This window comes from Novosphingobium sp. ZW T3_23 (assembly GCF_044987305.1).
Taxonomy (GTDB): domain Bacteria; phylum Pseudomonadota; class Alphaproteobacteria; order Sphingomonadales; family Sphingomonadaceae; genus Novosphingobium.
On the sequence record NZ_JBJDRF010000020.1, the window covers coordinates 1 to 26,487 of the forward strand.

At 64.9% G+C, this 26,487-nt stretch carries 21 protein-coding genes; 18 read left to right on the forward strand and 3 right to left on the reverse strand.

Translation table 11 applies throughout. The annotated features are described in order from the left end of the window. The 6 genes from ACI3K3_RS12265 to maiA form a co-directional block, all read left to right on the forward strand. On the forward strand, nt 1-963 hold a 963-nt coding region (locus ACI3K3_RS12265), incomplete at its 5' end, for a TonB-dependent receptor domain-containing protein (RefSeq protein ID WP_404913999.1). A 53-nt stretch (nt 964-1,016) separates the two neighbouring features. After that, a complete protein-coding gene (locus ACI3K3_RS12270; protein WP_404914001.1) occupies nt 1,017-2,360 on the forward strand; it encodes a sulfatase in 1,344 nt (447 codons plus the stop codon). Beyond that, on the forward strand, nt 2,357-4,045 hold the full coding sequence (locus ACI3K3_RS12275) for a glycoside hydrolase family 3 protein (RefSeq protein ID WP_404914003.1): 1,689 nt from the start codon (nt 2,357-2,359) through the stop codon (nt 4,043-4,045). The genes ACI3K3_RS12270 and ACI3K3_RS12275 overlap by 4 nt, the downstream gene beginning before the upstream one ends. Before the next feature lie 7 nt (nt 4,046-4,052). Then, nucleotides 4,053-5,102, forward strand: coding sequence for a gentisate 1,2-dioxygenase (gene gtdA, locus ACI3K3_RS12280; protein ID WP_404914005.1), 1,050 nt, complete (start codon nt 4,053-4,055; stop codon nt 5,100-5,102). Then, nucleotides 5,099-5,797, forward strand: coding sequence for a fumarylacetoacetate hydrolase family protein (locus ACI3K3_RS12285; RefSeq protein WP_404914007.1), 699 nt, complete (start codon nt 5,099-5,101; stop codon nt 5,795-5,797). The genes gtdA and ACI3K3_RS12285 overlap by 4 nt, the downstream gene beginning before the upstream one ends. Next, nucleotides 5,790-6,428, forward strand: coding sequence for a maleylacetoacetate isomerase (gene maiA, locus ACI3K3_RS12290; protein WP_404914009.1), 639 nt, complete (start codon nt 5,790-5,792; stop codon nt 6,426-6,428). The genes ACI3K3_RS12285 and maiA overlap by 8 nt, the downstream gene beginning before the upstream one ends. 76 nt (nt 6,429-6,504) lie before the next feature. Here the strand turns inward: maiA and ACI3K3_RS12295 are convergent, their stop codons facing one another. Beyond that, nucleotides 6,505-7,563: a LacI family DNA-binding transcriptional regulator gene (locus ACI3K3_RS12295; RefSeq protein WP_404914011.1), complete on the reverse strand. Its 1,059-nt coding sequence runs from the start codon at nt 7,561-7,563 to the stop codon at nt 6,505-6,507. A 321-nt stretch (nt 7,564-7,884) separates the two neighbouring features. Then, on the reverse strand, nt 7,885-8,862 hold the full coding sequence (locus tag ACI3K3_RS12300; RefSeq protein WP_404914013.1) for a GGDEF domain-containing protein: 978 nt from the start codon (nt 8,860-8,862) through the stop codon (nt 7,885-7,887). A gap of 162 nt (nt 8,863-9,024) precedes the next feature. Here ACI3K3_RS12300 and ACI3K3_RS12305 point away from each other — a divergent pair, with 162 nt between their 5' ends. The 12 genes from ACI3K3_RS12305 (at nt 9,025) to ACI3K3_RS12360 (ending at nt 25,932) form a co-directional block, all read left to right on the forward strand. After that, nucleotides 9,025-9,753, forward strand: a complete 729-nt coding sequence (locus ACI3K3_RS12305) for an RNA polymerase sigma factor (RefSeq protein ID WP_404914015.1) — start codon at nt 9,025-9,027, stop codon at nt 9,751-9,753. Nucleotides 9,754-9,852: 99 nt separating this feature from the next. Further along, nucleotides 9,853-10,866 (forward strand): FecR family protein, encoded by a 1,014-nt coding sequence (locus tag ACI3K3_RS12310; RefSeq protein ID WP_404914017.1) that lies wholly within the window; start codon nt 9,853-9,855, stop codon nt 10,864-10,866. Between the two features lie 138 nt (nt 10,867-11,004). Then, nucleotides 11,005-14,565, forward strand: a complete 3,561-nt coding sequence (locus ACI3K3_RS12315) for a TonB-dependent receptor domain-containing protein (protein WP_404914019.1) — start codon at nt 11,005-11,007, stop codon at nt 14,563-14,565. 12 nt (nt 14,566-14,577) lie between these two features. Further along, nucleotides 14,578-15,171, forward strand: a complete 594-nt coding sequence (locus ACI3K3_RS12320; protein WP_404914021.1) for a biliverdin-producing heme oxygenase — start codon at nt 14,578-14,580, stop codon at nt 15,169-15,171. Continuing rightward, nucleotides 15,155-15,577 carry a YbaN family protein gene (locus ACI3K3_RS12325; protein WP_404914023.1) on the forward strand — a complete coding sequence of 141 codons (423 nt, stop codon included), beginning with the start codon at nt 15,155-15,157 and terminating at the stop codon, nt 15,575-15,577. Before ACI3K3_RS12320 ends, ACI3K3_RS12325 begins: the two co-directional genes overlap by 17 nt. Continuing rightward, complete coding sequence (locus tag ACI3K3_RS12330; protein WP_404914025.1) at nt 15,574-16,308, forward strand: TonB family protein; 735 nt, start codon at nt 15,574-15,576, stop codon at nt 16,306-16,308. The genes ACI3K3_RS12325 and ACI3K3_RS12330 overlap by 4 nt, the downstream gene beginning before the upstream one ends. Before the next feature lie 126 nt (nt 16,309-16,434). Then, nucleotides 16,435-16,968 carry a sigma-70 family RNA polymerase sigma factor gene (locus ACI3K3_RS12335; protein ID WP_404914027.1) on the forward strand — a complete coding sequence of 178 codons (534 nt, stop codon included), beginning with the start codon at nt 16,435-16,437 and terminating at the stop codon, nt 16,966-16,968. 123 nt (nt 16,969-17,091) lie between these two features. Then, nucleotides 17,092-18,075: a FecR family protein gene (locus ACI3K3_RS12340; protein WP_404914029.1), complete on the forward strand. Its 984-nt coding sequence runs from the start codon at nt 17,092-17,094 to the stop codon at nt 18,073-18,075. 153 nt (nt 18,076-18,228) lie between these two features. After that, nucleotides 18,229-21,072, forward strand: a complete 2,844-nt coding sequence (locus ACI3K3_RS12345; RefSeq protein ID WP_404914031.1) for an energy transducer TonB — start codon at nt 18,229-18,231, stop codon at nt 21,070-21,072. Further along, on the forward strand, nt 21,072-22,193 hold the full coding sequence (locus tag ACI3K3_RS12350) for a cytochrome-c peroxidase (RefSeq protein WP_404914033.1): 1,122 nt from the start codon (nt 21,072-21,074) through the stop codon (nt 22,191-22,193). Before ACI3K3_RS12345 ends, ACI3K3_RS12350 begins: the two co-directional genes overlap by 1 nt. 23 nt (nt 22,194-22,216) lie before the next feature. Next, a complete protein-coding gene (locus ACI3K3_RS12355; RefSeq protein ID WP_404914035.1) occupies nt 22,217-22,981 on the forward strand; it encodes an energy transducer TonB in 765 nt (254 codons plus the stop codon). Nucleotides 22,982-23,100: 119 nt separating this feature from the next. After that, the gene (locus tag ACI3K3_RS12360) at nt 23,101-25,932 is read left to right on the forward strand and encodes a M16 family metallopeptidase (RefSeq protein WP_404914037.1); all 2,832 of its coding nucleotides are present in this window, start codon (nt 23,101-23,103) and stop codon (nt 25,930-25,932) included. A 21-nt stretch (nt 25,933-25,953) separates the two neighbouring features. Here ACI3K3_RS12360 and ACI3K3_RS12365 read toward each other — a convergent pair whose 3' ends face one another. Continuing rightward, the gene (locus ACI3K3_RS12365; protein ID WP_404914039.1) at nt 25,954-26,418 is read right to left on the reverse strand and encodes a hypothetical protein; all 465 of its coding nucleotides are present in this window, start codon (nt 26,416-26,418) and stop codon (nt 25,954-25,956) included. Nucleotides 26,419-26,487 lie beyond the last annotated feature (69 nt).

The following is a 26,487-nucleotide window of genomic DNA, read 5'->3' on the forward strand; positions in this document are numbered from 1 at the left end:
ATCGTCGCCGGAGACAACGTGTTCCCCGGCAATGCCAGCACCAGCGGCAGCTTCTCGGCCCACGACACCGCCGTTACCGGCAAGGCCGGTTTGCAGTACGAATTCAGCCGCAATGCGCAAGTCTATGCGACATACACGCGTGGCTACAAGGGCCTGGGGTACGAGATGGAAATCTCGGCCGACCTTGCCAACCAGAATGCAATCCAGCCCGAGCACGTCAACGCCTATGAAATCGGCTTCAAGGGCAGCACGGCGGATCGCACGCTGACTTTCTCCGCCGCGCTGTTCCAGGCGGACTATTCGAACCTCCAGGTCCAGGCCAACCGTTCCGATCCGACCACCGGCGTCATCCAGTTCGTCACCACCAATGCCGGCTCCTCACGCAGCCGCGGCTTCGAAATCGAAGCGACCATGCGTCCCTCGGACTCGTTCTCGGTCAATGCCGGCGTTACTTACGCGCAGTCGCGCATCAACATCGACGGTCTGAACTGCCCGCTGCAGCTGCAAGCCGCCGCGCCGGTGATGACCGGTACGCCGATCAACATGTGCTACCGCACGGCCCCCGGCGCGACGCCGCAGCAGAACCTGCGCAATCGTCCGCTCCAGGCAAGCCCCGACTGGCGCGTCACCCTGTCGCCGCGCTACGATTACGAAGGCGACAAGTTCAGCGCCTTCGCGCAACTGGGCGTGAACTTCACCAGCGCGCAGTACTTCACGTCGGAGCTGGACCCGCTGACCCGCCAGCCGTCCTACACGCTGGTGGATGCTACGGTCGGCATCGCCACGCCGGACAAGCGCTACAGCCTCTCGGTCTTCGTGAAGAACCTGTTCGACACCAACTACCTGACCAGCATCGGCCACAACTCGCTGATGTCCACCACCGCCAATCCCTACGATCTGGTCGGAACCTACAACAAGGACTCCAGCCGCTACTTCGGTGCCACCTTCGGCGCCCGTTTCTGAGACCCACCTTGGGCCGGGCGTCATCGCCCGGCCACTTCTTGAAGGATCGCGCCTTGGATCGACGCAAGTTCCTGGCCTCCAGCGCAACCATGGCGGCAGCCTGCTCGGCGCCCGTCGCCATGGCCGCGGGGAAGCGCCGCCCGCGCAACGTCGTCGTGATCCTCTGCGACGATCTCGGCTACGGCGATCTTGGCATGACCGGCGCACGCGGCATCGCCACGCCGAACATCGACGCCATGGCCCGCGAAGGGCTGACCTTCTCCGAATTCTATGCCGCCGCCAACTTGTGCACGCCCTCGCGCGCGGGGCTGCTCACCGGGCGCTATCCCGTGCGGACCGGCCTCGGCGACAAGGTCATCCTCTACAACGACGACCGCGTCCTGCCGAAATCCGAAGTGACCATAGCCGAGGCGCTCAAGCCCGCCGGCTATGCGACTGGCCTGTTTGGCAAGTGGCATCTCGGCCATCGCGGACCGGACTGGCTGCCCACGCACCATGGCTTCGACCGCTTCGTGGGCATTCCCTATAGCCACGACATGAGCCCCCTGGTGCTGGTGCGCGCCGAGGCCGGGCGCGAGGCCGTGCAGGCGCCTGTCGAGATCACGCCGCTACAGCAGATCTTCTGCGAGGAGGCCGAGAAATTCATCACCGAGAACGCCGCAAGGCCGTTCTTCGTGGAGCTGGCGCTCAGCGCGCCGCACTTGCCCTGTCGTCCGCCCGCGCCCTTCGCGGGCCGCTCGAACGCAGGAGCTTACGGCGATTCCGTGGAGGAAGTGGACGACAAGGTCGGCCGCATCCTTGGCCTGCTGCGCAAGCTGAAGATCGACCGCGAGACGCTGGTGCTGTTCACGTCCGACAATGGCCCTTGGTACGAAGGGTCGAGCGGCCCCTTGCGCCAGCGAAAGGGCGGCGGCGGTTACGACGGTGCCAGCAAAGTACCGCTGATCGCCTGGTGCCCCGGTTCGATCTCCGCTTCCGGCTATAGCGATGCGATCGCCATGGCCATAGACTTTCTCCCCACCTGCTGTGCGCTTGCCGGTGTCGCCCTCCCCGACGCGGAACTGGACGGAAAGGATATTTCCCCCGTCCTGTTCGGCGGCGCGCAGCAGTCTCCCCACGAGGAACTCGTCCTGTTCAACAATGAAGACCCGGTGGCGATCCGCACGCAGCGCTGGAAATACGTCTCCGGCGATTACTTCCTGGCGGGCTTTCGGCCAACCGACCCCAAGTATCCGCAGCTCTACGACCTGAACGCCGACCCGGCCGAGAACTACAGCGTGGCCGACCGGCACCCCGATGTCCTTGCCGACATGCGCCGCCGTCTTGCTGCCGCCCGCACGCGCTTTGCGCCTTTCAAGCGCGGCCCCTTGGCCGTGACTTCCGGAACTTTCCAATGACTGATTTTGCCAAAGATACCCCAGATCCCCTCGCCATCGATGCCAAGGCCCAGGCCTGGGTGGAGCGTACCCGCGACGCGATGAGCACCGAGGAGAAGATCGGCCAGCTCTTCGTCTTCTCCACGTCGCAGGACAGCCGCGAGGAACTGGCCCCGCTGCTCGCGTTGAAGCCGGGCGGCATCAACCGCTTCCCCCGACCGGACCTTGCCGCCTTCCGCGACGCGACGATGTTCACGGTGGAAAGCGCCAGCGTGCCGCCGATCTTCACCGGCGACATCGAGGGCGGCACCATCAGCTATCCCTTCGCCACTGCCGTGCCCAATATCATGGGCCTGGCCGCCTGCGACGATCTGGCCACGACCGAGGCGGTCGCCCGCCTCGTCGCGCGCGAGAGCAGGGTGCTCGGCTACGACTGGTCGTTCGGCCCGGTGGTCGACATCAACGAGGCGTTTCGCAGCGCCATCGTGGGCACCCGTTCCTTCGGCTCCGACCCTGAGCGCGTACTGGCGCAGGCCCGCGCCTATGCTCGCGTCCTTCAGGAAGAGGGCGTGGCCGCCTGCCTCAAACACTGGCCGGGCGATGGTTTCGACGAGCGCGACCAGCATCTGGTCACCAGCGTCAACCCGCTCTCGGTGGAGGAATGGCATGCGCTCTACGGCCGCATCTACGGAAAGCTGATCCGGGACGGGGTGATGACGGTGATGTCCGCGCATATCGCCTTCCCCGCCTATATCCGTTCGCGCCTGCCCGATGCCGGGCGCGAGGCCTTCCAGCCCGCCACCGTCTCGCGCCTGCTGAACCAGGACCTGCTGCGCGGCGAGCTGGGCTTCAAGGGCCTGATCATCTCCGACGCCACCGGAATGGGCGGGCTGACGGGCTGGATGGAACGCGCCGAGACGGTACCGACCGTGATCGAGAACGGCTGCGACATCTTCCTGTTCAGCCGCGCGCCCGAACGGGACTACGGCTTCATGCTGGACGGTCTGCGCAAGGGCCTGCTGTCGGAAGCGCGGCTGGAGGAAGCGGTCACACGCATCCTAACGCTCAAGGCTCGGCTGGGGCTGCACTTGCGCGAGCCTTCGGAACGGCTCATGCCGCTGGCGGAGATGCAGGAGGCGCTTCAGGCCCCCGCAGACCTGGAAACGGCCCGCGCCGCGTCGGGGCAGAGCGTCACCCTGGTCAAGGACGTGCAGGACCTCCTGCCGCTCGATCCCGTGAAGCACCGCCGGGTCGTGGTGATCGAGGAGGAGGGCTTCAGCTTCTGGGACGGCTCGCTCGATCGCGGCTACGGCCCTGTGTTTGCCGAGCTGGAACAGCGCGGTTTCGAGGTGCGCAGGTTCGATCCCGAGACGATGCCCTCGCGCGAGGACACCGACCTCGTCCTCTACCTGGTCGGCCAGGAAGCGACGCCCAGCGCCTCTCGCATCTTCCTCGATTTCGCGAAGCTGCACGGCAACAACCGCAAGGCGATGACGCAGTACCCGCGCGAAATCCCCACGCTGATGGTCTCCTTCGGCCAGCCCTATTACCTGTTCGATGCGCCGCACATGCAGACTTGCGTGAACGCCTATAGCGCGATCGAGCCGGTGCAGCGCGAGACAGTCCGCCGCCTGACCGGAGAGGCACCGTTCACCGGCGTCAGCCCGGTAGATCCGTTCTGCGGCCTCGAGCAGCTCAAGTGGTGAGGACGAGATGACCCAAGGCGCCAATGACCAGCGTTCGCAGCTTGAAGCGCTCTATGCCGCGATGGCGCCGCAGGGCCTCCAGCCCCTGTGGGAGAGCCTTCACGCGCTAGTGCTGGCTGAACCACGCTCGCCCGCCAAGCCCTGGCGCTGGGACTACGCGGAAACGCGGAGCTTTCTGATGCGGGCCGGCGACATCATCAGCGCCGAGCAGGCCGAACGCCGGGTGCTGATCATGGAGAACCCCGGCCTGACGGGTCAGGCGGCGATCACGCCGAGCCTCTACGCAGGGCTTCAGCTGATCCTGCCGGGCGAAGTGGCGCCCTGCCACCGCCACGCGCAGAACGCGCTGCGCTTCGTCATGGAGGGCAGCGGCGCCTTCACCGCGCTCGACGGCGAAAAGGCGGTGATGGAGCAGTTCGACCTGGTGCTGACGCCGGCCTACCAGTGGCACGATCACGGCAATGACGGCGATGCCCCGATGATCTGGCTCGACGGTCTGGACATCCCGACCGTGCGCCTGTTCGATGCCAGCTTTGCCGAGCGCCTCGGCTCTGCAGCCCATCCCGAGACGGCCGCGCCGGGCGATACCTTGTCGCGCTATGGCCACAACATGCGCCCGATGCGCGGCAGCGCGGCGGACCGGCGACCGGCAGGACGACCGCTGTTCCACTATCGTTACGCCGACTGGCGGCCCGCGCTCCAGTCGCTTGCGACCGCCGGCGAGATCGACCCGCACTTCGGTCACGCCCTGGAGTTCACCAATCCGGCCGACGGCGGCCCGGTGCTCTCCACCATCTCCGCTCATGTCCGGCTGCTGCCCGCAAGCTTCGAGAGCCGCACGCGCCAGGCGACGGACGGCACCGTCTTCGTCGTCTGCGAAGGTACGGGCGAACTGCGGCTGGGCGAGGAAACCATCGCCCTGAAACCCAGGGACGTCGTGGTGGTGCCCTCCTGGGTGCCGCACCGCTTCCTCGCAGCGTCCGAGCTGGTCCTGTTCGCCTATTCCGACAAGGCTTCGCAAGTGAAGCTCGATCTCTACCGGGAGTTCAACCATTGACCTATCTGTTCGACCCGCTGCCGCCCGTCCTTGCGAAGACCAGCGACGGTCACGACTATCCGGTCCGCCGGGTGTTCTGCATCGGCCGCAACTATGCCGACCACGCCAAGGAAATGGGCGTCGAGGTTGACCGCGAGGCGCCGTTCTACTTCACCAAGTGGGCGGAGACCGTGATCCCCAGCGGGTCGGTCATGGCTTACCCGCCGTCGACGGCGAACTTCCACTACGAGGCCGAACTGGTGGTCGCCATCGGCAAGGGCGGACGCGCCATCGCCGCGGCCGATGCCCTGGATCACGTCTACGGCTATGCCACCGGGCTCGACATGACCCGCCGCGACCTCCAGCTCGAAGCGCGGGCCAAGGGCCGCCCCTGGGATGCGGGCAAGAACGTGGAGGAATCCTCTCCGCTCGGCCTGATCCATCCGATCGCCGAAACCGGCCCGCTGAACGAAGGCGCGATCCGCCTGATGGTGAACGGCGAAGTCAAGCAGGAGGCAGACCTTGCCGAACTGATCCACCCGGTAGCGGACCTTATCGCCTTCCTCTCGAACGCCTACCGCCTGGAGCCGGGTGACCTCATCTACACCGGCACCCCGGCGGGCGTGGGCGCCGTGGTGCCGGGCGACGAGATCGTCATCTCGGTGGCCGGCCTCAGCGATACCGTGGTGACGGTGGGGCCGCCGGCCGGTGCCTGATCCGCTGGTCCTCCACACGTTCTGGCGGTCGTCCTCTTCGTGGCGCGTGCGGATAGCGCTCGCGCTCAAGGGCCTGGACTGGAGCGGGCGCACCTATCGGCTGCGCGCGGGAGAGCAGCGGGCGCCCGAATACCTTAGGCTCAACCCGCAGGGGCTTGTGCCCAGCCTGGAAGTCGGTGGTGCCGTGCTGACGCAGAGCCTTGCCATCTGCGAGTATCTCGACGAGATCCGGCCCGATCCGCCGCTGCTTCCCGCGGATCCGCTGGAGCGGGCCAAAATCCGCGCCGCCGCCCAATTGATCGCATGCGAAGTGCATCCGCTCCAGAATCTCAAGGTGCTGGACATGCTGCGCGCGCGCGGTCTGGACGAGGAGGGCGTGACCGGTTGGGCGCGCGAAGTGATCGAAACCGGGCTGGAAGCCTTCTCTGCGACGATTGCGGCAAACGAAGGCCCTTATTGCTTTGGCGCGCAAGTCACGCTGGCCGACATCTGCCTCGTGCCCCAGCTCGGAAACGCGCGGCGGTTCGGGGCACGGTTCGACTTTCCGCGGATCCTGGAAGTGGAAGCGGCCTGTAACGCCCTGCCTGCATTCCAGGTGGCCGTCCCGTCTCGCCAACCGGACGCGGAGTAATTGGGGCGACCGCTCGACCTTCTCCTCCCGAGCCGGTTGTCCCTGCGGCGGTGGACGCAAGTCCGCCGCCGCTCCTCTATCCGTTGAGAGGCACGCAGCCGACCGAATTGCGCTCGATCACGGTGAAGTCCACGTAGCTGGTCTCTACTGCGGCACTCTTGCCGCCTTCCTCGCGCAGGACGCTTACCAGGCGCTCGGTGGCCTTCTCGGCGATGAGCGCAAGTGGCTGGCGGACGGTGGTCAGGGCGGGCCAGATCTTCACGGCGATCGGCGTATCGTCGAAGCCGATGATCGAAATGTCGCCCGGAACGGAAAGGTTGTTGCGCAGGGCCACGTTGACGAAGGCCGCTGCCATGTCGTCGTTACCGGCGATCACGGCCGTCACGCCGCGATCCTCCATCAGGACGCGCTGCGCCAGATCGAGCCCGGCATCGAAAGTAGGGCGTGCTTCCCAGACCAGGCTCATGTCGGGAATGACGCTCTGCTCGCCCAGCGCCCGCAAATAGCCGCGTAGTCGCGAAACGGCGACAAGGGCGCCCGGGAGAGTGACGAAGCCGATCCGGCGATGTCCCTTTTCGAGCAGGATGCGCGTAATCTCATAGGCTGCCTGTTCGTCGTCGATCCGCACGCAGTCCATGTTGCGAAGGTCGCCGCCCGGGGCCAGCGCGATCATCGCGGTCTCGTAGCGTTCCGGAATGCCGGCCGCGCTCACCATTTCGCAGATCGGAGGCGGCAGCAGCAATCCGTCCAGGCCGGACTTGAGAAAGGCCTCGACGCCGCCGACCGGATCCGCAGGGTCGTAGCTGTTGATGACAAGCTGCGCGCCCAGTCGCGATGCCGCCTTGAGCGAGCCCATCAGGATGGCGCTGAGCAGGGCGCTTTCGGTATCGCTATGGACCAGGCCGATCCGCAGGGTCGCGGCGCTTGCCAAGGCGCGCGCAGCGCTGTTCGGCGTGTAGTTGAGTGTCTTGACAGCCCGGAGCACGGCGTCCCGCGTGTCGGCGTGGACGACGGGGCGATTGTTGAGCACGTTGGAAACCGTCATCGTCGATACGCCCGCCAGTTCGGCCACTTCCGTGATCGTGGGGCCGCCGCCTGCGCGCCGTCGTTTTCGAGGGGGGGTACCGCTTGTCATATTGATCCCGTCATAAGTCCCGGCTTCGAATTGGCAAGAAAGAGGCCCGCCGCCGAGCGCACCATCGCAAAACGACATTGACAGCCGGGAGAATATGTTTAATTGTAGCGCTAAATAATTGCATGTCCAGAGCCCTCCGGGTCGCACCGAGCTGGCCGGCACGAATGAATGCGCTGCCGCGCACGCTGTCACAAAGACGGGTTCGGCGTGATCTTCGGGCCGCGCACGGTCATGCCGGGGCCGGGAATGGCGAGTTCCGACAAGCCAGATGGCAGAGGCCGGAGCGGCCGCGCCATAGTCAGGTGAAGCGGGCGATCCCGATTACGCAGAGAATGTGGATCTGACCTGGTTCCGCCCAGCCTGCTTGGCAGCATAGAGCAATTTATCAACCGCGTCGCAGAAGTGGAGCGCATCACTCTCAAAAGGTGGGATGACTGTCCCAACACCCACACTAGCGGTCACGAACGCGCTGCAACTGGACCTTTCATGGCGGATATGCAGGCCCTCGATCGCCGCACGGCAACGCTCTGCAAGTACGGCAGCCGCAGCTTCGCTCGTTTCCGGAAGAAGGAGGACGAATTCCTCGCCGCCATAGCGAGCGACGATATCACGAGAGCGTATCCCGATCTCCTTCAGCGCGCCGGCGATCCTGACCAGACATTCGTCGCCTTGAATGTGGCCGTAGAAATCGTTGTAGTCCTTGAAGTGGTCGATATCGAGCAGAATGAGGGAAAGGGGGTGCTGGCCGGTTTGGGCAGCTTTCCACTCTGCCTGAAGCCGCTCGTCATAATGGCGCCGGTTCGACGTCCCGGTCAGGCCATCCTCGAACGAGAGGGCCTCGAGCTTCTTCTGCATCTTCATCAGTTCGTGCTCGATGCGCTTTCGCTCACTGATGTCGAACATGAAGCCGACCAGGCTATCGACCTCCCCATCGTCGCCTCGCACCACATGCACCACGTCGCGGATCCACACATAGCCGTCGTCCTTGGTCAACGCTCGGTAATCCGCTTCGTGATCCTTGCCTGCGACCGACTGCGAGACGCAGAAGTTGACGACATGATCGCGATCGTCGGGATGGATACGCGAGGCCCAGTCGTCCACTGACAGCCAACTGTCCTGGGACCAGCCGAGAAGCGGTTCGATCTGGGGGCCGATGTAGGCAAATCGCATCGTTGCCCAGTCGATCTTCCACGGAATGGCCAATGTCGATTCCAGCAGGGTCTTGTAGACCGCCGGGTCGACTTCCATCCCCGGCGCTGCGTCGGTTACCTGGTCGTTGACAGCCATGGTCGGGTTCATCGGAGGGTGGTCCTGTAAGATCTTATTGGAGGCATTCGCGCGGGATCGCGGCGCGCCGATTATCTTCCAACGCGTAGATTTCCATATGGTTAAGCCCTGCATTCCTGACCGTAAATTCATAAAGGATAATGTCGAGGTGCCCATCGCCCGAAGATATCCGATATGGAACAGCAACCGGAGGCTGTGGCTCCAGAGAGTTTTTGCGGCGCCTTGCGGCGAGTTTACGAATGTCGTCATGTGCTGGCCGCGCCATTGGCAAGGCGAATGAGCGTTGGAAGCAGATGGGCCGGCAGGATTGATGCCTTGCTGCGCCGTTCGACCAGAATTCTTCAATATGATATTGAGAGGCAGTTGCATTTGTGTTTAGGGGCAGCGGTGTCCAGCAATGCAGTCGCCTTGACCCGCCTGATTCTCGCAGAGCGTAAATCTTTGCTGGGGCAGGTGCGCAGGATCGTTGGGAGCGATGCTGCGGAGGACGTCGCGCAGAAGCTGTGGTTCAGGATACAGAATGTTCGCGATGATCCCCCGATCGAGAACAAGCGCGCCTATCTCCGCCGTCTCGCGCGGAACTTGGCCATCGATCATGTACACGGCGACAGACGACAGGCCACTGTCGCGGAACGCGCAGAAGCCCTTTTGTGGGGAGCGGATTTTGAATTGGGCGCGGAGCGGATCATCGAATCTCGCGATATGCTCGAAAGAATTCGCGCGGCCATCGCCGCCTTGCCCGAGCCGACGCGCTCCATATTGCGGTTGACCCGTCTCGAAGGCAAGACGCAGCGGGAAACCGCCGAAATACTGGGAGTTTCGACCACGACCGTCGAAAACCACTTGCGCCGGGCGCTTGCACAGCTGGGGCGTGTTCGCGATGGGGATGGGGACACGACGTGAAATTTTTGAGCCTGAGCCTTGGGAAACGGTCCGCAAGAGCAGTCATACCCAGAGAGAAGGATCATTCCGCCAACCCCGGCGCGAAGGCGGCCTAGACCCATGACGCAAGGCAAGAACCCCACGGACGGTGAACCGATCCATGATCCGGAGCTTCGCGACGAGGCCCAGCGCTGGGTCGTGTGCCTTGTCGGCGGGGACATTGGAGCGGCCGACCTTGATCGACTGGAGGCCTGGTTGGCGCAGGATCCGCGGCACGCGCTGGCTTTTTCGCGTGAACGTGCCCTGTGGCAGGATCTCCATGCCGTGGCGGATGTGCTGGAAGATACATCCTCCGGAACAACGCCCAGACCGGACAATGTCGTCTCCTTGCAGGCATCGGTGTCGTCGCGTCGTCGGCTGGCGCGCTTTGCACCGCTGGCGATCGCGGCCAGTCTTGCCGCAATCGTGTTGGCGCCGTCGCTGATCCTCGATCTGCGCGCGGACCATCGAACGGGCATCGGCGAAGTGCGAAGTCTGGAACTGGCGGACGGAACCGAGGTCATGCTGGACAGCGATTCCGCGATCTCGGTCGATTTCGACAAGGACCGGCGCTTCGTGCATTTGCTGGCAGGCAGGGCGTGGTTCCGCGTGAAGCACGAAGGACGGCCTTTCGCCGTGGAAGCGATGCACGGGGTCACCCGCGATATCGGCACGGCTTTCGAAGTGGCCCGCGAAGACGATTTAGTGGAAGTCGGCGTAACCGAAGGCCTTGTCGCCGTGCGTGCGCCTGACGGGGCCGAGGGCAGTCCCCTGCGTGTCGGCGAACGTATAGGCTATGCCGCGTCCGGGCTTGTCGCGCTGCCCGCCCGTCCTGCTTCGCGGCTGGCGGCATGGCGAAGCGGCGAACTGCTTTTCGAGCAGGAGCCGGTTGACGCCGCGATCCGCGAAGTCGCGCGCTACCGGCACGGCTCCGTATGGACGATCGGCGATTTCGGCAAGGTCGCGCCGATCAGTGGTCTGTTCCTGATAGAGCGCCCCGACGAGGCGCTTGAAACCCTTGCCCGCATGCGCGGTTTGCGGGTGATCCGACTGCCTGGCGGCCACCTCGTCGTCCGACCTGCAAGCGCTGGCTGAAATTTTTTGCGATCAGGCTTGGGGAATTCCGCTCGACCATCGGTCTCACTCTTGAAGGCATAATGATTTGCATTTGCAAAATGCCTGATGGGCGCGCTGCGCGATGCAGCGCCGAGAGATTGAAGGGGCATTGAAGTCATGAGTTCCAGCGTTAGCGCGCATCGGCGTTTGCTTGCGGTTTCCCGGCATCTGCTGCTGGCCGGCTCGGCATTGTGCATCGCGGCTCCAGCGATGGCGCAAGCGCCTGCAAGGCCGGCGAACACCGCTGCGCGAGAGATCAATATTCCCGCGCAGCCCTTGAGCGAGGCGCTGCGCCAGCTCATGCGGCAGGGCGGCCTCCAGATCGGCTTCGAGGCGGCGGACATCGGCGGCAAGACCTCCGCCGGCGTATCGGGGCGCATGAGCGCGGGCGATGCCTTGTCGCGGATGCTGGCAGGCACGGGCCTGACGTTCCGTTATCTGACCACGGGTTCGGTGGTGTTGGAGCGCGGGCCCGAGCTGTCCGGCAGCACGGTCCAGCTCGGTACGCTTCGTGTAGGAGGTGTGCGATCGGCAGCGGCGGGAAACGCGCGTGGCGGCGATAACGGGCGCGTTGCCGGGTGGGACGGGACCAGGGACGGCATATACCGAACCCCCGGCTCGATGAACGTCATCACCCGTGAGACTTTGGAGGCCTATCCGGCAACCTCTCCGGCGGACATGCTGCGCGGAACGCCGGGCGTGATCTCGGGCGAGGCCCGCACCAGCGGCGGTCTGGACGTGAATATCCGCGGCCTTCAGGGGCAGGGCCGCGTGCCGGTGACGGTGGACGGCGCCATCAACGGTACCACCGTCTATCGCGGCTATCAGGGCGTCAGCAACCGCAGCTTCGTGGATCCCGATTTCATCAGCCATGTCGCCATCGAGAAAGGCCCCTCGATGGGCAGCGCCATTGCCGGAGGTATCGGCGGCTCGGTCTCGATGACGACGATCGGCGTGGATGACATCGTGCCCGAAGGCGACACGATGGGCATCCGCATCAAGGGCTCGCTGTCCAACAACAGCAAGGCGCCGGGTTCGAGCATGACCCGCACGCTGCTGGAACCGAGCACGTATTACGGAGACTCGCTGGCTGCCACGCGCATGCGAGATCGGCCGGATTTCCTGACGCCCACCGGCGGCTCCGGAAGCCTGGTCTTCGCGCGCAAGGGTGATGCGATCGACATGGTCGCCGGTTACTCGTTCCGCCGCACGGGCAATTACTACGCAGGCGCCAACGGCAAGTACGCCCCCGAGGCGACCGGCACGCCTTCCGCCCTCTGTCTGGCCGGAACGCCCGAGACGCGCTTGTCCGCGCTGTGCGACCGCGCGGTGCAGTTTTACGACAAGCATGGATCGACGGGCTTCGTCGGCGGGGAGGAAGTCTACAACACTTCGACCGATGCCGAATCCGTCCTGGCCAAAGTCATGGTGCGCCCGGCTGAGGATCACGTCATCGAACTGGGCTATGGCGGCTACTGGAATACATATGGAGAGAACTATCCCGGCGCCCTCGGCAGTGCGACCGGCTCGGTCTTCCAGAACAGCGTGCTGTCGCGGAGCAGCCTCGACCGGTTCACGGCGCGCTATCGCTGGAACCCGGACAGCGATCTCGTCGATCTGAAGCTCAACGGATGGACGTCGCACCTGAAGGAAAGCGCGCCCTCCCTGGCCAATTCCGATCCTTCGCGGCGCAAGATGGAGAGCTGGGGGGCGGACCTTTCCAACGCCAGCAGGGCGCTGACGCCGGTGGGCCTGTTCTCGGCGGACTATGGTGCCTCGTTCCTGCATGAAAAGGCCGGGCCGATCGGCAAATGGGTTTCTTCCGGAGGGATCCCGCCGGGACGCGAGGGCACGCGCAAGGAATTCAGCCTGTTCCTGCAATCCGCGCTGGAACCGGTCTCATGGCTGCGCCTCGATGCGGGTGCACGCTATCAGAAGTACGACCTGAAGGACCGGCAATCCGGCACCACCTACCATACCGACATCTTCGACCGCAGCGAGGATGCCTTCGGCTATTCGCTGGGCGCGGCGGTAATGCCCATGGAAGGGTTGCAGATATTCGCCAGCTACAAGCAGGCCGCGCGTCTGCCGTCGCTGATGGAAGCGACGACCGGCTTCTTCATGATCGCCAACCCGGACCTTCACAAGGAAACCGCGCACAACTGGGAGTATGGCGCGAACTACAGCGGCACCGGAGTGCTGTCCGACAAGGACGAACTGGGCGTGAAGCTGGCGTGGTTCGACAACGACATCAAGGGCTACATTGCCCGCCGCTACATCAGCCAATACTTCGCCATGCAGATGTACAATATCGATCAGGCGCAGTTCCGCGGCCTTGAAGGCAGTCTGAGCTACCGCACCGGTGGTTTCAGCCTCGATGCGGGCGCGACCTGGTACGATCGCATCCGCTTCTGCCGCCCCGGGGACGCCTGCCTCGCCAGTTCGCTCGCGTCCGACTACTCGACCAACTACATTCCGCCCGAATGGTCGGCCAACCTGTCGGTCAGCCAGAAATTCCTCGACGATCGGGCGATGCTCGGCGCGCGCTTCACCTATATCGGCAAGCGCCCGATCTCGGCGGAGAAACCGCAGAGCGGTTATATGCCGCTGATCTCCGCGATTGCCTGGAACCCCTACACGCTGCTGGACCTGACCGGGCAGTACAAGCTGACGGACGGGCTTTCCGTCGACTTCAGCGTCGATAACGTGACCGACCGCTATTACGTCGAGGCGATGAGCCTGGGCTATGTCCCGGCGCCGGGCCGCACCTTCCGCATCGGCTTCACCGGCACGTTCGGCGCGAAGGATGGTGCCTGGCCGGGCAACTGGTTCAGCGGCAGCGGCAATGCCGAAACGATCGACTGGACCGGGCCCTACGTGGGCTTCGACATCGGCTACGGTGTGGGGCGCTCCAAGGGGACGGTGACGGACAGCGCGGGCAATCCGGCCGACCTTGCCAACGACAGCCGCATTTCGCTGAAGATGCGCAATGCCATCGGCGGCCTGCATGCGGGGTACGACTACCAGTTCGCCAACAATCTCGTCCTCGGTGTCGAGGCGGATATCGGCGCCGGCAATCTGGGCGACGTGTCCACGGTGGCGATTACCGAGGAAAGCGGCAATACCGCGTATTTGCAGCAGAACGGCAAGCTGGAATCCGATACGCGCTACGACTGGAACCGCATGATCACGCTGCGCGGCAAGCTGGGTTACTCGCTGGGGCGGACGCTCGTTTACGGTACGGGAGGCGCGGCGTGGCTGCGCGAAACCGCTACCCGCAACCAGTACTTCTCGTCCGACGGCGGCGAAGGCGGCATCGGCAGCCTGGTCGAACACGCCTTCGAGGAGCGGGTCAGCAAGAACCGCAAGGGCTTCACCCTAGGCGGCGGTATCGAGCGGGCACTGGGCGCGCACTGGTCGCTGCGTGCAGAGTACAATTACGCGCACTTCGGCAAGAAGAAGGCTGAATTCTCCAAGGCCCGTGCCGGCATCAGCCAGGATTGGACCGAGACCGTCATCGTCGGTTACGAGGATATTCCCTTCGGCGACGAAGTCTGGACATTCCCGGTCTATGGCTTTGAAGACCGCGAGGGCACGTCCGACATCGTCAATGGCCGGGTCAATCGTACCGGCGGCGATCTGCACACGATGCGCATCGGCATCAGCTATCGTTTCTGAAGGGTACCTGAAATGACAACGACATCGCTCGACCCTTCGCGCGCCAAGCGCCTGAAGGCCCTGACCCGCGACACCCACGAAGTGCTGGACAATTCGATCATGGCGAAAGCCTCGTTCGAGAGCATCGAGGGCTACGGCCGTTTCGTGCTGGTGCAGTACCTGTTCCACCGCGAGATCGACGCGCTTTACGGCGATGCGGCGCTTCAGGCGCTGCTTCCTGAACTGCCGGAACGGCGGCGTCTTCCCCTCATCACGGCGGACCTTGGCGATCTCGGCCGGTCGCTTCCGCAATCTGCCGAACCGCCGGTCTTCGGAGAAGGCGGCGAGGTCGATGTGGCTGCGGCGCTGGGGTGGCTCTACGTCGCCGAAGGATCGAACATGGGAGCAGCGCTGCTGCGCAAGGAAGCTGCCAAGATGGGGCTCTCGGACACGCATGGCGCCCGTCATCTTGCTCCGGCGCCCGAGGGACCGGCTGCCCATTGGCGCGCGTTCACGGCCGCGCTCGATGCAGTGGAGCTTACGACCAGCGAGGAAGCGCGTGTCGTCGCGGGCGCGAATGCCGCCTTCGCGCGGGTGCAAGCGCTGGCCAATGCCCAACTCGGCTGACCCCTCGATCGGCGATGCCCTGCGGCGCGGGCGTGTGGCCCGTGCCGCGTGGATGACGCTGGGTCTCGTGCTGGTCGGCATCGGGATCGTCGGCATCGTGGTGCCTCTGCTGCCGACGGTCGACTTCATGCTGCTGGCATTGCCGTGCTTTGCGCGTTCGTCGCCGCGGCTGGAAGCGTGGTTGCTGGGCCACCCTCGCTTCGGCCCGCCGCTGCGGGCGTGGCGACATGAGCGTGCCGTTCCGCGCCATGTCAAGTTCATGGCCATCGGTGGCATGGCGTTCGGCTATGGCCTGTTCGTGTTTCATGTGCAGCCGGGTCTGCCTCTGGCCTTGCCGGTTGCAGCGGTATTGCTGTTCTGGGCAGTGTGGATCGCGCGGCGGCCGGAACCGGGAATGCGCCGATGACCGCGACTAGTGCTTTCGCCTACGAAGTCCCGAGCCGTTACTGCGACCGCCCACTGGATTGGCGCGCGCGGCTGTTCGGAGTTCTGGGCACGGGAACGCTCTGCGCGCTGAGCCTGGGAATTGCGCTGTTTGCCTGGCACAAGGTCCAGACGGCCCCCACGCCGTCCGAACCGGTGACGGTGACGGTCCAACCGCTCGCCGCGCCTTCCGAGCAGGTAGAGGAGGTTCCGGAAGGGCCGCGTCAGGTAGAGCAAAGGCAAGTGAAGCCGCAGCAGCAGGAACGTCCGCCGTCACCTGAGATCGTCATCCCCCGTCTCGCTCCGGCCTCGCTTCCCGGCACCCCGCCTGTCGAGGAGGCGAAGCCTGCTCCTCCCGTGGCGGAAACCACCGCGCCCAGATCCCTGCGGGCCCCGCCGGCCAGGGAGGCATCCAGCGCCAGGGCTGCGACATGGGAGGCATTGCTGCTTGCCCACCTGGAGAAATACCGTCGCTATCCGTCCGCAGCGCGAGGGCGGAGGGAAGAAGGCGTGGCCTATGTGGTTTTCCGAATGAACCGGGCAGGGGCGGTGCTGTCGGCGGCAATCCTGCGTTCGTCGCACTCTGCGGTGCTCGACCGAGCCGCCCTCGAAACCCTCAGGCGAGCGCAGCCGCTGCCTGAAATTCCCGAAGACATGTCCGATCCTCTGGAGCTTTCCGTGCCGGTCGAATTTTTCATTCATCCTCTCGGATAACGCTCCTCGTATCGATCGACCTTACCCACACGTTCTTCCTCATTGCATATGCGAATGAATCGCAATAATGGCGCGTCGATCGTTCCGGTATTCGCGGGCACGAAAGGATGCCTGTTGAAGACCCGAATGTCGCGAGCAGCTGAAGGCGAGACGCCGACGATGCGTGCCTACATGGCGCAACGTCCGGCGCTCGTGGACTATGCCGCCAAGGTAATCGGCAATCGCGAACAGGCCGAAGACATCGTCCAGGAGGCCTGGCTGGCGCTCGCTTCGCGCAGTGACAAGGAGGTGCGCGAGCCGCTCGGCTATCTGCGCACAATGGTTCGCAACCTGGCGATCGACGCTCTGCGTCGGCGGACCCGCGAAGCGAGGTTGATGGGCGGCGATGTGGAGAGCGCTGCCCGCACGGTGGTCGATGGTCAGGCCGATCCGGAAAGAGCGACGTTCGTGAGGCGCGATCTGGCCTGTGTCATGGGCGTGCTCCAGGGTTTGCCGGAGCGACAGCGCAGGGCTATCGAGATGTACCGCCTGGGCGACTACAAGCTTCGCGAGATCGCGGATCGACTGGGAATTTCCACCTCGCTCGTTCATTTGCTGATCGCGGATGGCCTTGCTACCTGCGCGACGCGGTGCGGTGTAGACCGGGGCGATCCGTCTTGAAAAACTTTTCCTTGAAAAATCCCCGGGCTGAGGCGTCTCACTTGCATGAGGTTTCCGCGCCCATTTCCTGCGAAACGCGCCGGCCGTTCGGGGCCGCTTTCCGGTGTGGATCGGAGCCTGCCCGTGCCCGATAGCGCGCGCACGGTGGAGCAACGGGCTGCCGACTGGTTCATCCTCCTTCGCGAGGCCCCGGAGAACGTTTCTCTGCGTGATCGCTTCGAGGCGTGGCTCGACCTGGATCCCGCCCATGCCTGTGCATGGGTGGCCGTCTCGGAAAGCTTTGCCGCCATGGCAGAGATCAGCCCCGGCTTTGAAGAGCGATGGGAGACCGACCGTCTTGCGCCGTCGCGCCCGGCGCGGCGCGGCTGGCGGTTCAGGAGCATTCGCCATGGCGGGCTTGTGCGGCCCGGCCGGATCGTTGCGGGCGCCATCGCCGCCTCGCTGGCGCTGTGGCTGGCGCCTGTCGCCGTGCTGCACGTCCAGTCCGACTATGTGACGGCGCCTGGAGAACTGCGCAGTGTGACGCTGGCGGACGGCAGCACGGTCCAGATGGGCCCGGGCAGCGCACTGGCCGTCGATTACCGCGCAGACGGGCGTTCCGTTCGGCTGCTGGCGGGCGAGGCCTGGTTCGATGTCGAGCACAACCCCGCAGCACCATTCCGTGTCATGGCCGGCAAAGTGCAGACCACCGTGTTGGGAACGAGCTTCGACGTCCGCCTGGTCGGCAGTGCAACCGCGGTTTCGCTCAAGCGCGGGCGCGTGCGGGTGGCGGTCGAGGGGGAAGGCGCCGCGCATGAACTGTCGCCAGGCCAATGGGTCCGGATCCGCGAAGCGCACACTATCGAGAATGGCGCGAGCGATCCGGCTTTGCTCGGCCTATGGCGGGAGGGCGCGATCATCGCCCATGATCGCCCAATCGTAGACGTGATCGACGAACTGCGCCCGTGGTTTCGCGGGCGCATCGTCCTGCTGAACCGCGCGCTCGGCAAGGGGCGGGTCGATGGCGTCTACAATGCGCGAGAGCCTGAAAGCGCGCTGGCCGCCATCGTCGAGCGCGCTGGCGGCAAGCTGCGGCACATCACGCCGTGGCTGATCGTGATCTCATGAGCAGATCGGCGCTTCCAACATCGTTTGCAAAAAAATTCGGGCTCACGCGAAATCTTTTTGAAAAACCAGAGGTGCCGGTCGTCTCACTTTGACCGACCGATCGTTGCGCCTGCGTCGCAATAGCATCGGAGCCGTTTCAAGGAGTTTCGATCGATGCATGCAGTGAGCTACAGGAGAACGAAGCGGGCCATCACGGCTGCCGCGCTCCTGGCGACTTCGGCAATGGCCGTGACGGGAACCGTCGCCTCGGCCGCGGCTCAGAACATTGCAGTGCATCGCTTCGAAATCCCGGCGCAGCCGCTGCTTCGCGCCATCGCGCAGTTCAACCGCCAATCCGGTATCCAGATCACAGCCGAAGGCGGGCTGGTGACGGATCGTGCCGCAGCCGCAGTCAGCGGCGATTTCGAGACATCGGAAGCGCTGGGGGTGATGTTGTCGGGCACCGGTCTCGCCTGGCGCTGGATCGACGACCGCACCGTGGCTCTGGAGCCGTTGGCCGAGATTGCCGGCCGCAACGTGCTCTCCGCGTCGTTTTCCGAGCCCGGCGCACCTGCGGTATCCGCCGAAGGGGAAACCGCCGCGCAAGTGCTTCCCGAAGTCGTCGCCGATGGGGAGGGCGCGGGCGATACTTATGCGATGGGAACCGGCAGCAAGTCCGGTGAAAGCACCATCGGGGAAAAGGACGTCCGCGCCCGCGCGCCCGGTTCGGGCGATGCGAACCAGTTGCTCAAGATCCTGCCGACCGTCCAGTTCTCGAACGACGAAGGCCTTGCCACGCGCGAGGACATCCTGGACCTGCGGCCCTCCGATATTTCGATTTCCGGCGGCCGTTATTACGACAATCTCATCACCCTCGATGGGATCGACGTGAATGCGCGGGTGGATACCACGCAGAACACACCGGGGAGCGTTTACGAACTGGCCGGGGCCAGCGCGGAATCGATCTGGGTGGACAGCAACCTCATCGGTGAGATGACGGTGCGCGATTCCAATGTCTCGGCGCAGTATGGCCGCTTCACCGGCGGCGCGTTGGACATCAAGACCCGCGCGCCCAGACGCGAATGGGGCGTGACCGGTTCGGTGTCTTACACATCCGACGCCCTCACCAACTACAAGGTCTCCGATGCCTCGCGCGAAGCGCTGGAAGGCAAGGAGATGCCCGAGCAGCCCGCATTTGAGAAGTGGCGCTACGGCGTCACCGTGGACGTTCCGGTCTCGCCCGACATCGGCCTGCTGGTCGCCTACAACCGGTCGCGCGCGAACGTGACCTACCAGCGCAACGAGAGCTACGACCGAACCAGGTTCGGCCAGAGCAGCGTCAGCGACAACATGCTCGCCAAGTTCGATGCCGACCTTTCGGCGGATCTGAAGCTCACCGGCCAGTTCGTCTATTCGCCCTACAGCAGCGAATATTCCGATGAGAACGCGGTCGAGAACATGGTCACTTCGAACGGCGGCGGCGTCACCGGAAAGATGGAACTGGCCCACTCCGGCAGTTCCGACTGGGCCCTCACGGCAACATATTCGCACAGCGACACCGGGCGCGATGCGGGGCCGATCCGCTACATCATCCCCTCCTGGACGACGAACGGGGGCGTCTGCTCGTCTACCAACTGCACCCGGGGCGGCTATGGCGTGCTCAACCAGACGCAGGACAATTACGGTCTGGCTGGACGCTGGTCGCACGATCTAGGCCCCGGGACGCTCTCCGCAGGGTTCGACTACCAGCACATCGACGCCATGCGCAGCCGGCCCGAGGAGAACTGGAGCTACACGACAGGCACCTCGCGCGCCAATGCCGGCACGATCGTCTGCGCCGATGGAGACAGCATGACCTGCGTCACGGGTGAGTACGCGCTGACTTCGGCCAGTCGCTACGCCGCCTATACGGCACAAGTCCGCCTCGACAGCGTTGCCAGCTGGGCCGAATATGCGGTAAGCTTCGGGCGTCTTTCCGCGCGTGTCGGGCTGCGTCACGACTACGAGAGCTTCCTCGGCAACCACAACTTCGCGCCGCGTCTTTCGGCGACTTACGAACTGCCCTGGGCCGGGTGGAGCGTGACGCTTGGCGCCAATCGCTATTACGGCCGTTCGATGCTGTCCTACGCGTTGCGATCGCAGTATCCGGACAATTACGCCTACAAACGTGTGGCGACGGTGAGCGGCGGCATGAACGTCTATTCCGACAGCGGCTGGTATCTCTCCTCCACCAACCGTTCGACCAGCTATTCCGGCAGCAACCTGAAGACGCCGTTCGCGGACGAGTTGTCGGCCGCACTGTCGGCCGGGATTCTGGGCGGAAGTCTTCGGATAAAGGGCATCTACCGCGAGTCCAAGGACGAATTCATGCGATCGCCCGGCGAGCGTCTGACGACCACGCTGGAGAACGGGAAGACCGGTACCTACACCAATCACATACTCACCAACGATGGCTCCAGCTCCTACAAGGGCGCTTCGATCGAGTGGAACCGGAGCTTCGGCAAACATTCGATCGCCGTCAATGCCAACATCTCGAAGACGGTATCGAGCAACCTGGACTATTTCTCCAACGCGGACGACATTCTTGACGACACGATGATCGCGCTCGACGGTCAGGTTCTGTCCGCCGCCGACGTCGCGGAGATGAACCAGCGCGCCCAGATGGCCGCGCCGTTCATCGTCAACGCCTCGTGGACCGCCCGGTGGTTCGACGATCGACTGACGACCAACGTCAACGTGCGCTACCGCAACGGCTACACGCGCATCGAAAACACGAACGACAGCACGACCATCGACGGCGTCACTTATGACCTTTACGATCATGTGGCCTATCCCAAGTCCATCGACGCCAATCTCAATGCCCAGTTCGAAGTGATCCGTGCGCCGATCGGCGGGCTGACGCTGGAAGCGCGCGTTGCGAACCTGTTGGACCGGATGCCGTCTCCCAATAGCAGGTCGACCGAGCAGCCCTATCAGTATGGGCGATCGGTGTGGTTCGGTCTGACCTATCGCTACTGATGCGTTTCGAACCCGGAAAAGTGGTAAGCCGGGCGCTGATCGGCGCCGCGGCCTGCGTGATCGCGGTCGAGGCGTCGGGGCAGATGCCGGCGCCTGCCGTGGAGGCGCAGGCGATCGAACCTGCGCCGACAGCGGCAGAACTTCGTAGCCTTTACGGCGGCTTGCCTGAAACCTGGCCGCGACCCGTGCTCAAGCCCGGCGCGCAATTCCGGGAGTTCGCCTCGCTGCCCGCATTGCCTGCGCGGGGCGCGGAGGAGACGGCGCTCGCGGCTATCGGCAAGCGGCTGTTCGATGACCCTGCCTTGTCGGGCAGTGGCCAGATCGCCTGCTCGTCCTGCCACAATCCCGAACTCGGCCTGGGCGACGGTCTGCGCACGTCTTTCGGCGACCGCCGGCAGCGCGGACGCCGCAACGCGCCGACGCTCTACACGGTCGCCTGGATGACGCCGCTGTTCTGGGACGGGCGCAGCCCGACGCTGGAAGACCAGGCCATTCACCCGATCATGGACAGCAAGGAAATGGCCGGAGCCACCCGGAAGGTGGCGGCCCGTGTGCGCAGCAGTGCCTCCTACCGCGAGGCCTTCCGAGTCGCCGACGGAACCCGGCGCATCGGGATCGAGGACGTCGCGCGGGCGCTGGCGGCCTACGAAAGGACGCTGGCGCCGCCTCGCACGCGCTGGACCCGGGTTCTGGAAAAGGGTGGGCGCTTCCTGGACGATCAGGAACTCAAGGGGCTGCACCTGTTCCGCACGAAAGCCGGGTGCGTCTCGTGCCACAGCGGCCCGTTGCTGTCGGACGGGCAGTTTCATAACCTTGGCATCAGCTTCTACGGTCGCAACCGGGAAGATCTCGGGCGTTACGAAGTCACGCGCGATCCGGCCGATGTGGGTCGTTTCCGCACGGCATCGCTGCTGGGGTTGAGCCGGACCGCGCCTTACATGCACAATGGCCTGTTCCCCACCCTGGAAGACGTCGTGGCACTCTACAACGCCGGGGGCGGCAAGGATCGCGCCCGCCGTGGCCACGACGCCCCGCCGCCGATCCACGATCCCCTGCTGACGCCGCTGAAGCTCACGCGCGAAGAACGCGATGCGCTTGTGGCATTCCTGAAGGTTCTGTGATCGTGCGGGGAGGGACCGGCCCGATGACGCCCCGGCTCACGTCCGCGTTTCTCGCGACGTCGGTACACGGCCTTGTCCTGCTCCTGCTGCTTGCCGCGTGGCATGCGCCGCAGGCCGGTGTGCAGGGTGCCGAAGGCCGGCGGGTTACGACCATATCCATCGCAGCGGCGCAGAACGAGGCCGAACAGGCGCAATCCCGGAGGAAGCCGGCGACGTCCAGAGAGGCCAGCCCGGCCGAGGCGGGCAGGTCGAAGGCGCCATCCGTTTCGCCGCCTCCCGTGCGCCCGATTGTTTCCGAAGTCGCGCTGCCGAAGCCGGTGGTGATTGCGCCGGGGGATGGAAACCAGGGCGCCGGGCCTGCGGAACCTTCTGCGGCCCAGCCACCGATCCCGGCGCAGGCAGCGTTACGGGAACCGGCAGAGGCAGCGCCCGACAGCGCGCGCTCCGGTGCCGCGCCGGCCGCTTCAGAAGCGAGGGCACCAGCGAGTGCCAGTGGAGGAAGCAATGCCTATGCCGTCAAGGTTTTCCGCCACATCCTGAGGCGAAAGGAATTCCCGGCTAGACTTGCACGGGCCGGAATTCGTGGCCGGGTGCTGGTCCGCTTCAACCTCACCGGAAGCGGCGGGATAACCGACGTCGCCATCGCCAGGAGTAGCGGCGTCATCGCGCTTGACGGGCTGGCGCTGGAGCAGGTTCGAGGCGCAGTGCCGTACCCGCGTCCTCCCAAGGAACTGGGCGCCGCGCAGCTCCATTTCATCGTACCCATGACCTACCGGCCCTCCTCCTGAGAGCCCTCTGAGCGCCACCCCTTCAATCGATTCCAGAAACATCGCGGCAAGCGGGAAGGGCCTTTCACCTTCGCACCGACTGCGCCTGCCGCCCACTCCACGGAGCCTCGCGCCTGACCATGAAGACCTCGCTTGTCCCGATCGCTTTCCTTCTCGCGGCCACGCCCCTTGCAGCCAGCGATCCCATCCGCGTCGACGATACCGCGTGGGCCTTCGAAAGCAGCGACGTTCCCATGGACGAGGCCTTCCGCGTCGGTCGCCTCGCCAATGGCATGCGTTATGTGCTGCGCCGCAACGGCACGCCGGCGGGCACTGTCGTCGTCCGCATGGACGTAAATGTCGGCTCACTCGATGAAGCGCCGAACGAGCGGGGTTTCGCGCATTTCCTGGAGCACTTGGCGTTCAACGGATCGCACAACGTTCCCGAAGGCCAGATGGTGCCCCTGCTGGAGCGGGCAGGGCTGGCATTCGGATCGGACACCAACGCCTCCACCAATTTCAGTCGCACGCTCTACAAGCTCGATCTGCCGCGCGCGGATCGCGAACTTCTCGATACCGCCCTGATGCTGATGCGGGAGACCGCCAGCAACCTGACGATCGCGCCCGATGCCGTGGCGCGCGAACGCGGGGTGGTGCTCGCGGAAATGCGCGACCGCGATTCACCGGCGCTGCGGAATACCACCGACGGGATGGACTTCTTCTACCCCGGCTCTCTCTACACCCGGCGGCTGCCGATCGGCACGACCGAGACGCTGGAGGCCGCCACCGCCCAGTCGCTGCGCACATTCTACGAGCGCGAGTATGTGCCCGCCCAGACCACGCTGGTGATCGTGGGGGATATCGATGTCGATTCGGTGGAGGCGGACATCCGGCGCCGCTTCGGCGATTGGCAGTCGCACCCGGCCGAGGCGCAGCCTGACGCTGGCCCGATCGACACGGCCGACGCAGACCGGGTCCGCATCTACACCGCCCCTGCCCTGTCGGAACATGTGACGATCCAGCGCAGCGGCGACTATATCGACGAAACCGATACGCTCGAAAACCGCGAGCAGGCCATTCTCCGCGCGATCGGATATGCCATCGTGAACCGCAGGCTGAGCCGGCTCGCCCACGGGACGAAGCCGCCTTTCCGCAGCGCAAGTTTCGGCACCGGCGATCTTTTCGAGACGGCCCGCTCGACCGCGCTGGGCATAAGCACCGTCGACGGGCAGTGGCGCGCGGGCATGATCGCGGCCGGTCTCGAATATCGGCGCGCGCTGGAGCACGGCTTCACCGCCGATGAGGTGGCGGAGCAGGTCGCGCGGCTGCTTACCGGAGCGCGCAACGCCGCCGCTTCGTCCGACACCCGCAGCAACAAGGGCCTGGCGCAACTGGCCCTGGGTCTGGTGGACGACCGCGTGGTTCCGTCCACGCCGCAATCGGCGCTGGAGCGCGTGGAGGAGCTGGCGCCCCGGATCACGCCGGATGACGTGCTGGAGGCGATGCTTCGGGAAGCCGTTCCCCTGGACAAACCGATCATTCGCTTTGCCGGACGCAAGGCTCCCGAGGGGGGCGAGGAGGCCTTGCGGTCCGCCTGGGCCTCTGTGCAGCAATCGAGCATCGGCAAGGGGGCCCAGGCCAAGCCGCAGCCCTTCGCCTATACGGCTTTTGGCACGCCGGGGCAGGTCATGGCCGATACGCGGTCGCACCGGGGTATCCGGCAGGTCCGCTTCGCCAACGGCGTCATGGCCAACCTGCGGCGCACCGAACTCGAAAAGGGGCGCATCCGGGTCAGCCTGGCGGTGGACGGCGGCAGCCGGTTGAATACGCTCGACAATCCTCGCGCGACCCAACTGGCGTCGAGCCTTGCCGGGGGCGGTCTCGGCCGGCACAGCGCGGATGAGCTGAAGTCCATCCTGGCCGGACGCAGCGTCGGCATGGGGCTGGGCGCCGGCGAGGATTCCTTCGATGCGGGCGGTGTCACCACGCCGCGCGATCTGGAACTGCAATTGCAGCTGCTGGCCGCGCTCCTGACCGATCCGGGATACCGTCCCGAGGGCGAAGTGCGCTATCGCCAGTCGATCGACAATCGCTTCGCGCAGATCGATGCGACGCCGAAATCGGCGCTTCAGGCGCGGCTGGGCAGCCTGACGAGCGGCGGCGATCCGCGTTTCTCGCTGGGGTCCGCCGACGATTACCGCAGCCTCTCCTTCGCCCGACTGAAAGCCGATATCGGCGATCGCCTAGCGCATGGAGCAATCGAGATCGGCGTGGTCGGTGACTTCGACGAAGAGACCGTCCTTGCGTTGCTGGCCCGTACCTTCGGCGCCTTGCCGCTGCGCGAACAGGCTTTCGACACGCATGAAGGGCAGCCGCTCCGCATCTTTCCGAAGGGCGCCGCCAGCCACGTCGTCCGGCACGAGGGGCCGGCGAACCAGGCGATCCTGAGGATGCTATGGCCCACCCGCGACGACGCCGATCCGCTTGAAGCGGCGAGGCTGGAACTGCTGCATGAGGTCATGGACATCCGGCTGACCGAGCAATTGCGCGAAAAGCTCGGCAAGGCCTACTCGCCGGGGTCGGCCAGCTTTATGTCGCATGTTTGGAAGGGCTATGGGTACTTCCAGGTCAATGCGTCGATCGATGCCGCCGACATTCCGGAAACCCGCCATGCGATCGAGCAGGTCGTTGCCGGATTGCGGACGGATCTGGTCGACGAGGACACCCTTCGCCGCGCCCGCGAACCCATGCTTCAACGGTTCGCCAATGCGCTTAAGAACAACGGAGGCTGGATGGGCCTCGTGTCGCGATCGCAAACGCGATCGGACCACATCCTGCGCTTCGAACGCGCGCCGGATCTTCTGCGCGCGATTACGGCGGCGGACCTGAAAGACACAGCGATGCGCTATCTTCGTGCGGACGATCGCATGGAAGTTCTGTCCATCGCACAGGCCGTGCCGCGTTCGAGCTAGGAGAGGGCGGCGCCTTGCGCCTCAGGTGATCCTGTCGATGAGGGCTATGCGCGTCTGATCTTTCGGCCTGCCGAACCGTTGGAACATTCCGCGCAACTCCGCCAGTTCCGGCGCATATACGGTCGTATCCGCGATGGTGAAGCTCTGGCGCGTGGTGGGGCGCATCGGTCGCCACACGCCGTCAAGATCACGCAGGGTAAAGTCCGCCATGAACTCCACGACCAGCGGGTTCTCCTTCCATTGTCCGAACACTTCGGATCGGAAGCGAGGGTGAACGGACGGGGGTGCCTGGGTGATGCCTATTCTTGAAAACAGGTCTTTCGCATCGCGGACGCTCAACATGACGTCGATGTCGGAAACCGAGATGGGAGCCGCGCCGTGGAGTGCTGCCGCCCCGCTCGTGACGATCCACCAGGGGTCGCGGGCGCTGCGCAGGACGGTGGCGACGGCGACCATTGTCTCTCGTACCGGGATGTCCAAGCTCATGAGGCGCTGTTGCCGCAGCGTCTGCGATTTTTCAAGCGCTCGGGCTTGGGTGAAGGGGCTCCTCGCCCC

Excerpts from the sequence above, each read along its gene's own strand:
- ACI3K3_RS12360 (WP_404914037.1), top strand. The coding sequence starts at position 23,101 with ATGAAGACCTCGCTTGTCCCGATCGCTTTCCTTCTCGCGGCCACGCCC.
- ACI3K3_RS12305 (WP_404914015.1), top strand. The coding sequence starts at position 9,025 with ATGGAACAGCAACCGGAGGCTGTGGCTCCAGAGAGTTTTTGCGGCGCC.
- ACI3K3_RS12335 (WP_404914027.1), top strand. The coding sequence starts at position 16,435 with ATGTCGCGAGCAGCTGAAGGCGAGACGCCGACGATGCGTGCCTACATG.
- ACI3K3_RS12300 (WP_404914013.1), bottom strand. The coding sequence starts at position 8,862 with ATGAACCCGACCATGGCTGTCAACGACCAGGTAACCGACGCAGCGCCG.
- ACI3K3_RS12355 (WP_404914035.1), top strand. The coding sequence starts at position 22,217 with ATGACGCCCCGGCTCACGTCCGCGTTTCTCGCGACGTCGGTACACGGC.
- ACI3K3_RS12330 (WP_404914025.1), top strand. The coding sequence starts at position 15,574 with ATGACCGCGACTAGTGCTTTCGCCTACGAAGTCCCGAGCCGTTACTGC.
- ACI3K3_RS12345 (WP_404914031.1), top strand. The coding sequence starts at position 18,229 with ATGCATGCAGTGAGCTACAGGAGAACGAAGCGGGCCATCACGGCTGCC.
- ACI3K3_RS12315 (WP_404914019.1), top strand. The coding sequence starts at position 11,005 with ATGAGTTCCAGCGTTAGCGCGCATCGGCGTTTGCTTGCGGTTTCCCGG.
- ACI3K3_RS12365 (WP_404914039.1), bottom strand. The coding sequence starts at position 26,418 with ATGAGCTTGGACATCCCGGTACGAGAGACAATGGTCGCCGTCGCCACC.
- gtdA (WP_404914005.1), top strand. The coding sequence starts at position 4,053 with ATGACCCAAGGCGCCAATGACCAGCGTTCGCAGCTTGAAGCGCTCTAT.
- ACI3K3_RS12320 (WP_404914021.1), top strand. The coding sequence starts at position 14,578 with ATGACAACGACATCGCTCGACCCTTCGCGCGCCAAGCGCCTGAAGGCC.
- ACI3K3_RS12350 (WP_404914033.1), top strand. The coding sequence starts at position 21,072 with ATGCGTTTCGAACCCGGAAAAGTGGTAAGCCGGGCGCTGATCGGCGCC.
- ACI3K3_RS12295 (WP_404914011.1), bottom strand. The coding sequence starts at position 7,563 with ATGACAAGCGGTACCCCCCCTCGAAAACGACGGCGCGCAGGCGGCGGC.
- ACI3K3_RS12325 (WP_404914023.1), top strand. The coding sequence starts at position 15,155 with ATGCCCAACTCGGCTGACCCCTCGATCGGCGATGCCCTGCGGCGCGGG.
- ACI3K3_RS12275 (WP_404914003.1), top strand. The coding sequence starts at position 2,357 with ATGACTGATTTTGCCAAAGATACCCCAGATCCCCTCGCCATCGATGCC.
- ACI3K3_RS12310 (WP_404914017.1), top strand. The coding sequence starts at position 9,853 with ATGACGCAAGGCAAGAACCCCACGGACGGTGAACCGATCCATGATCCG.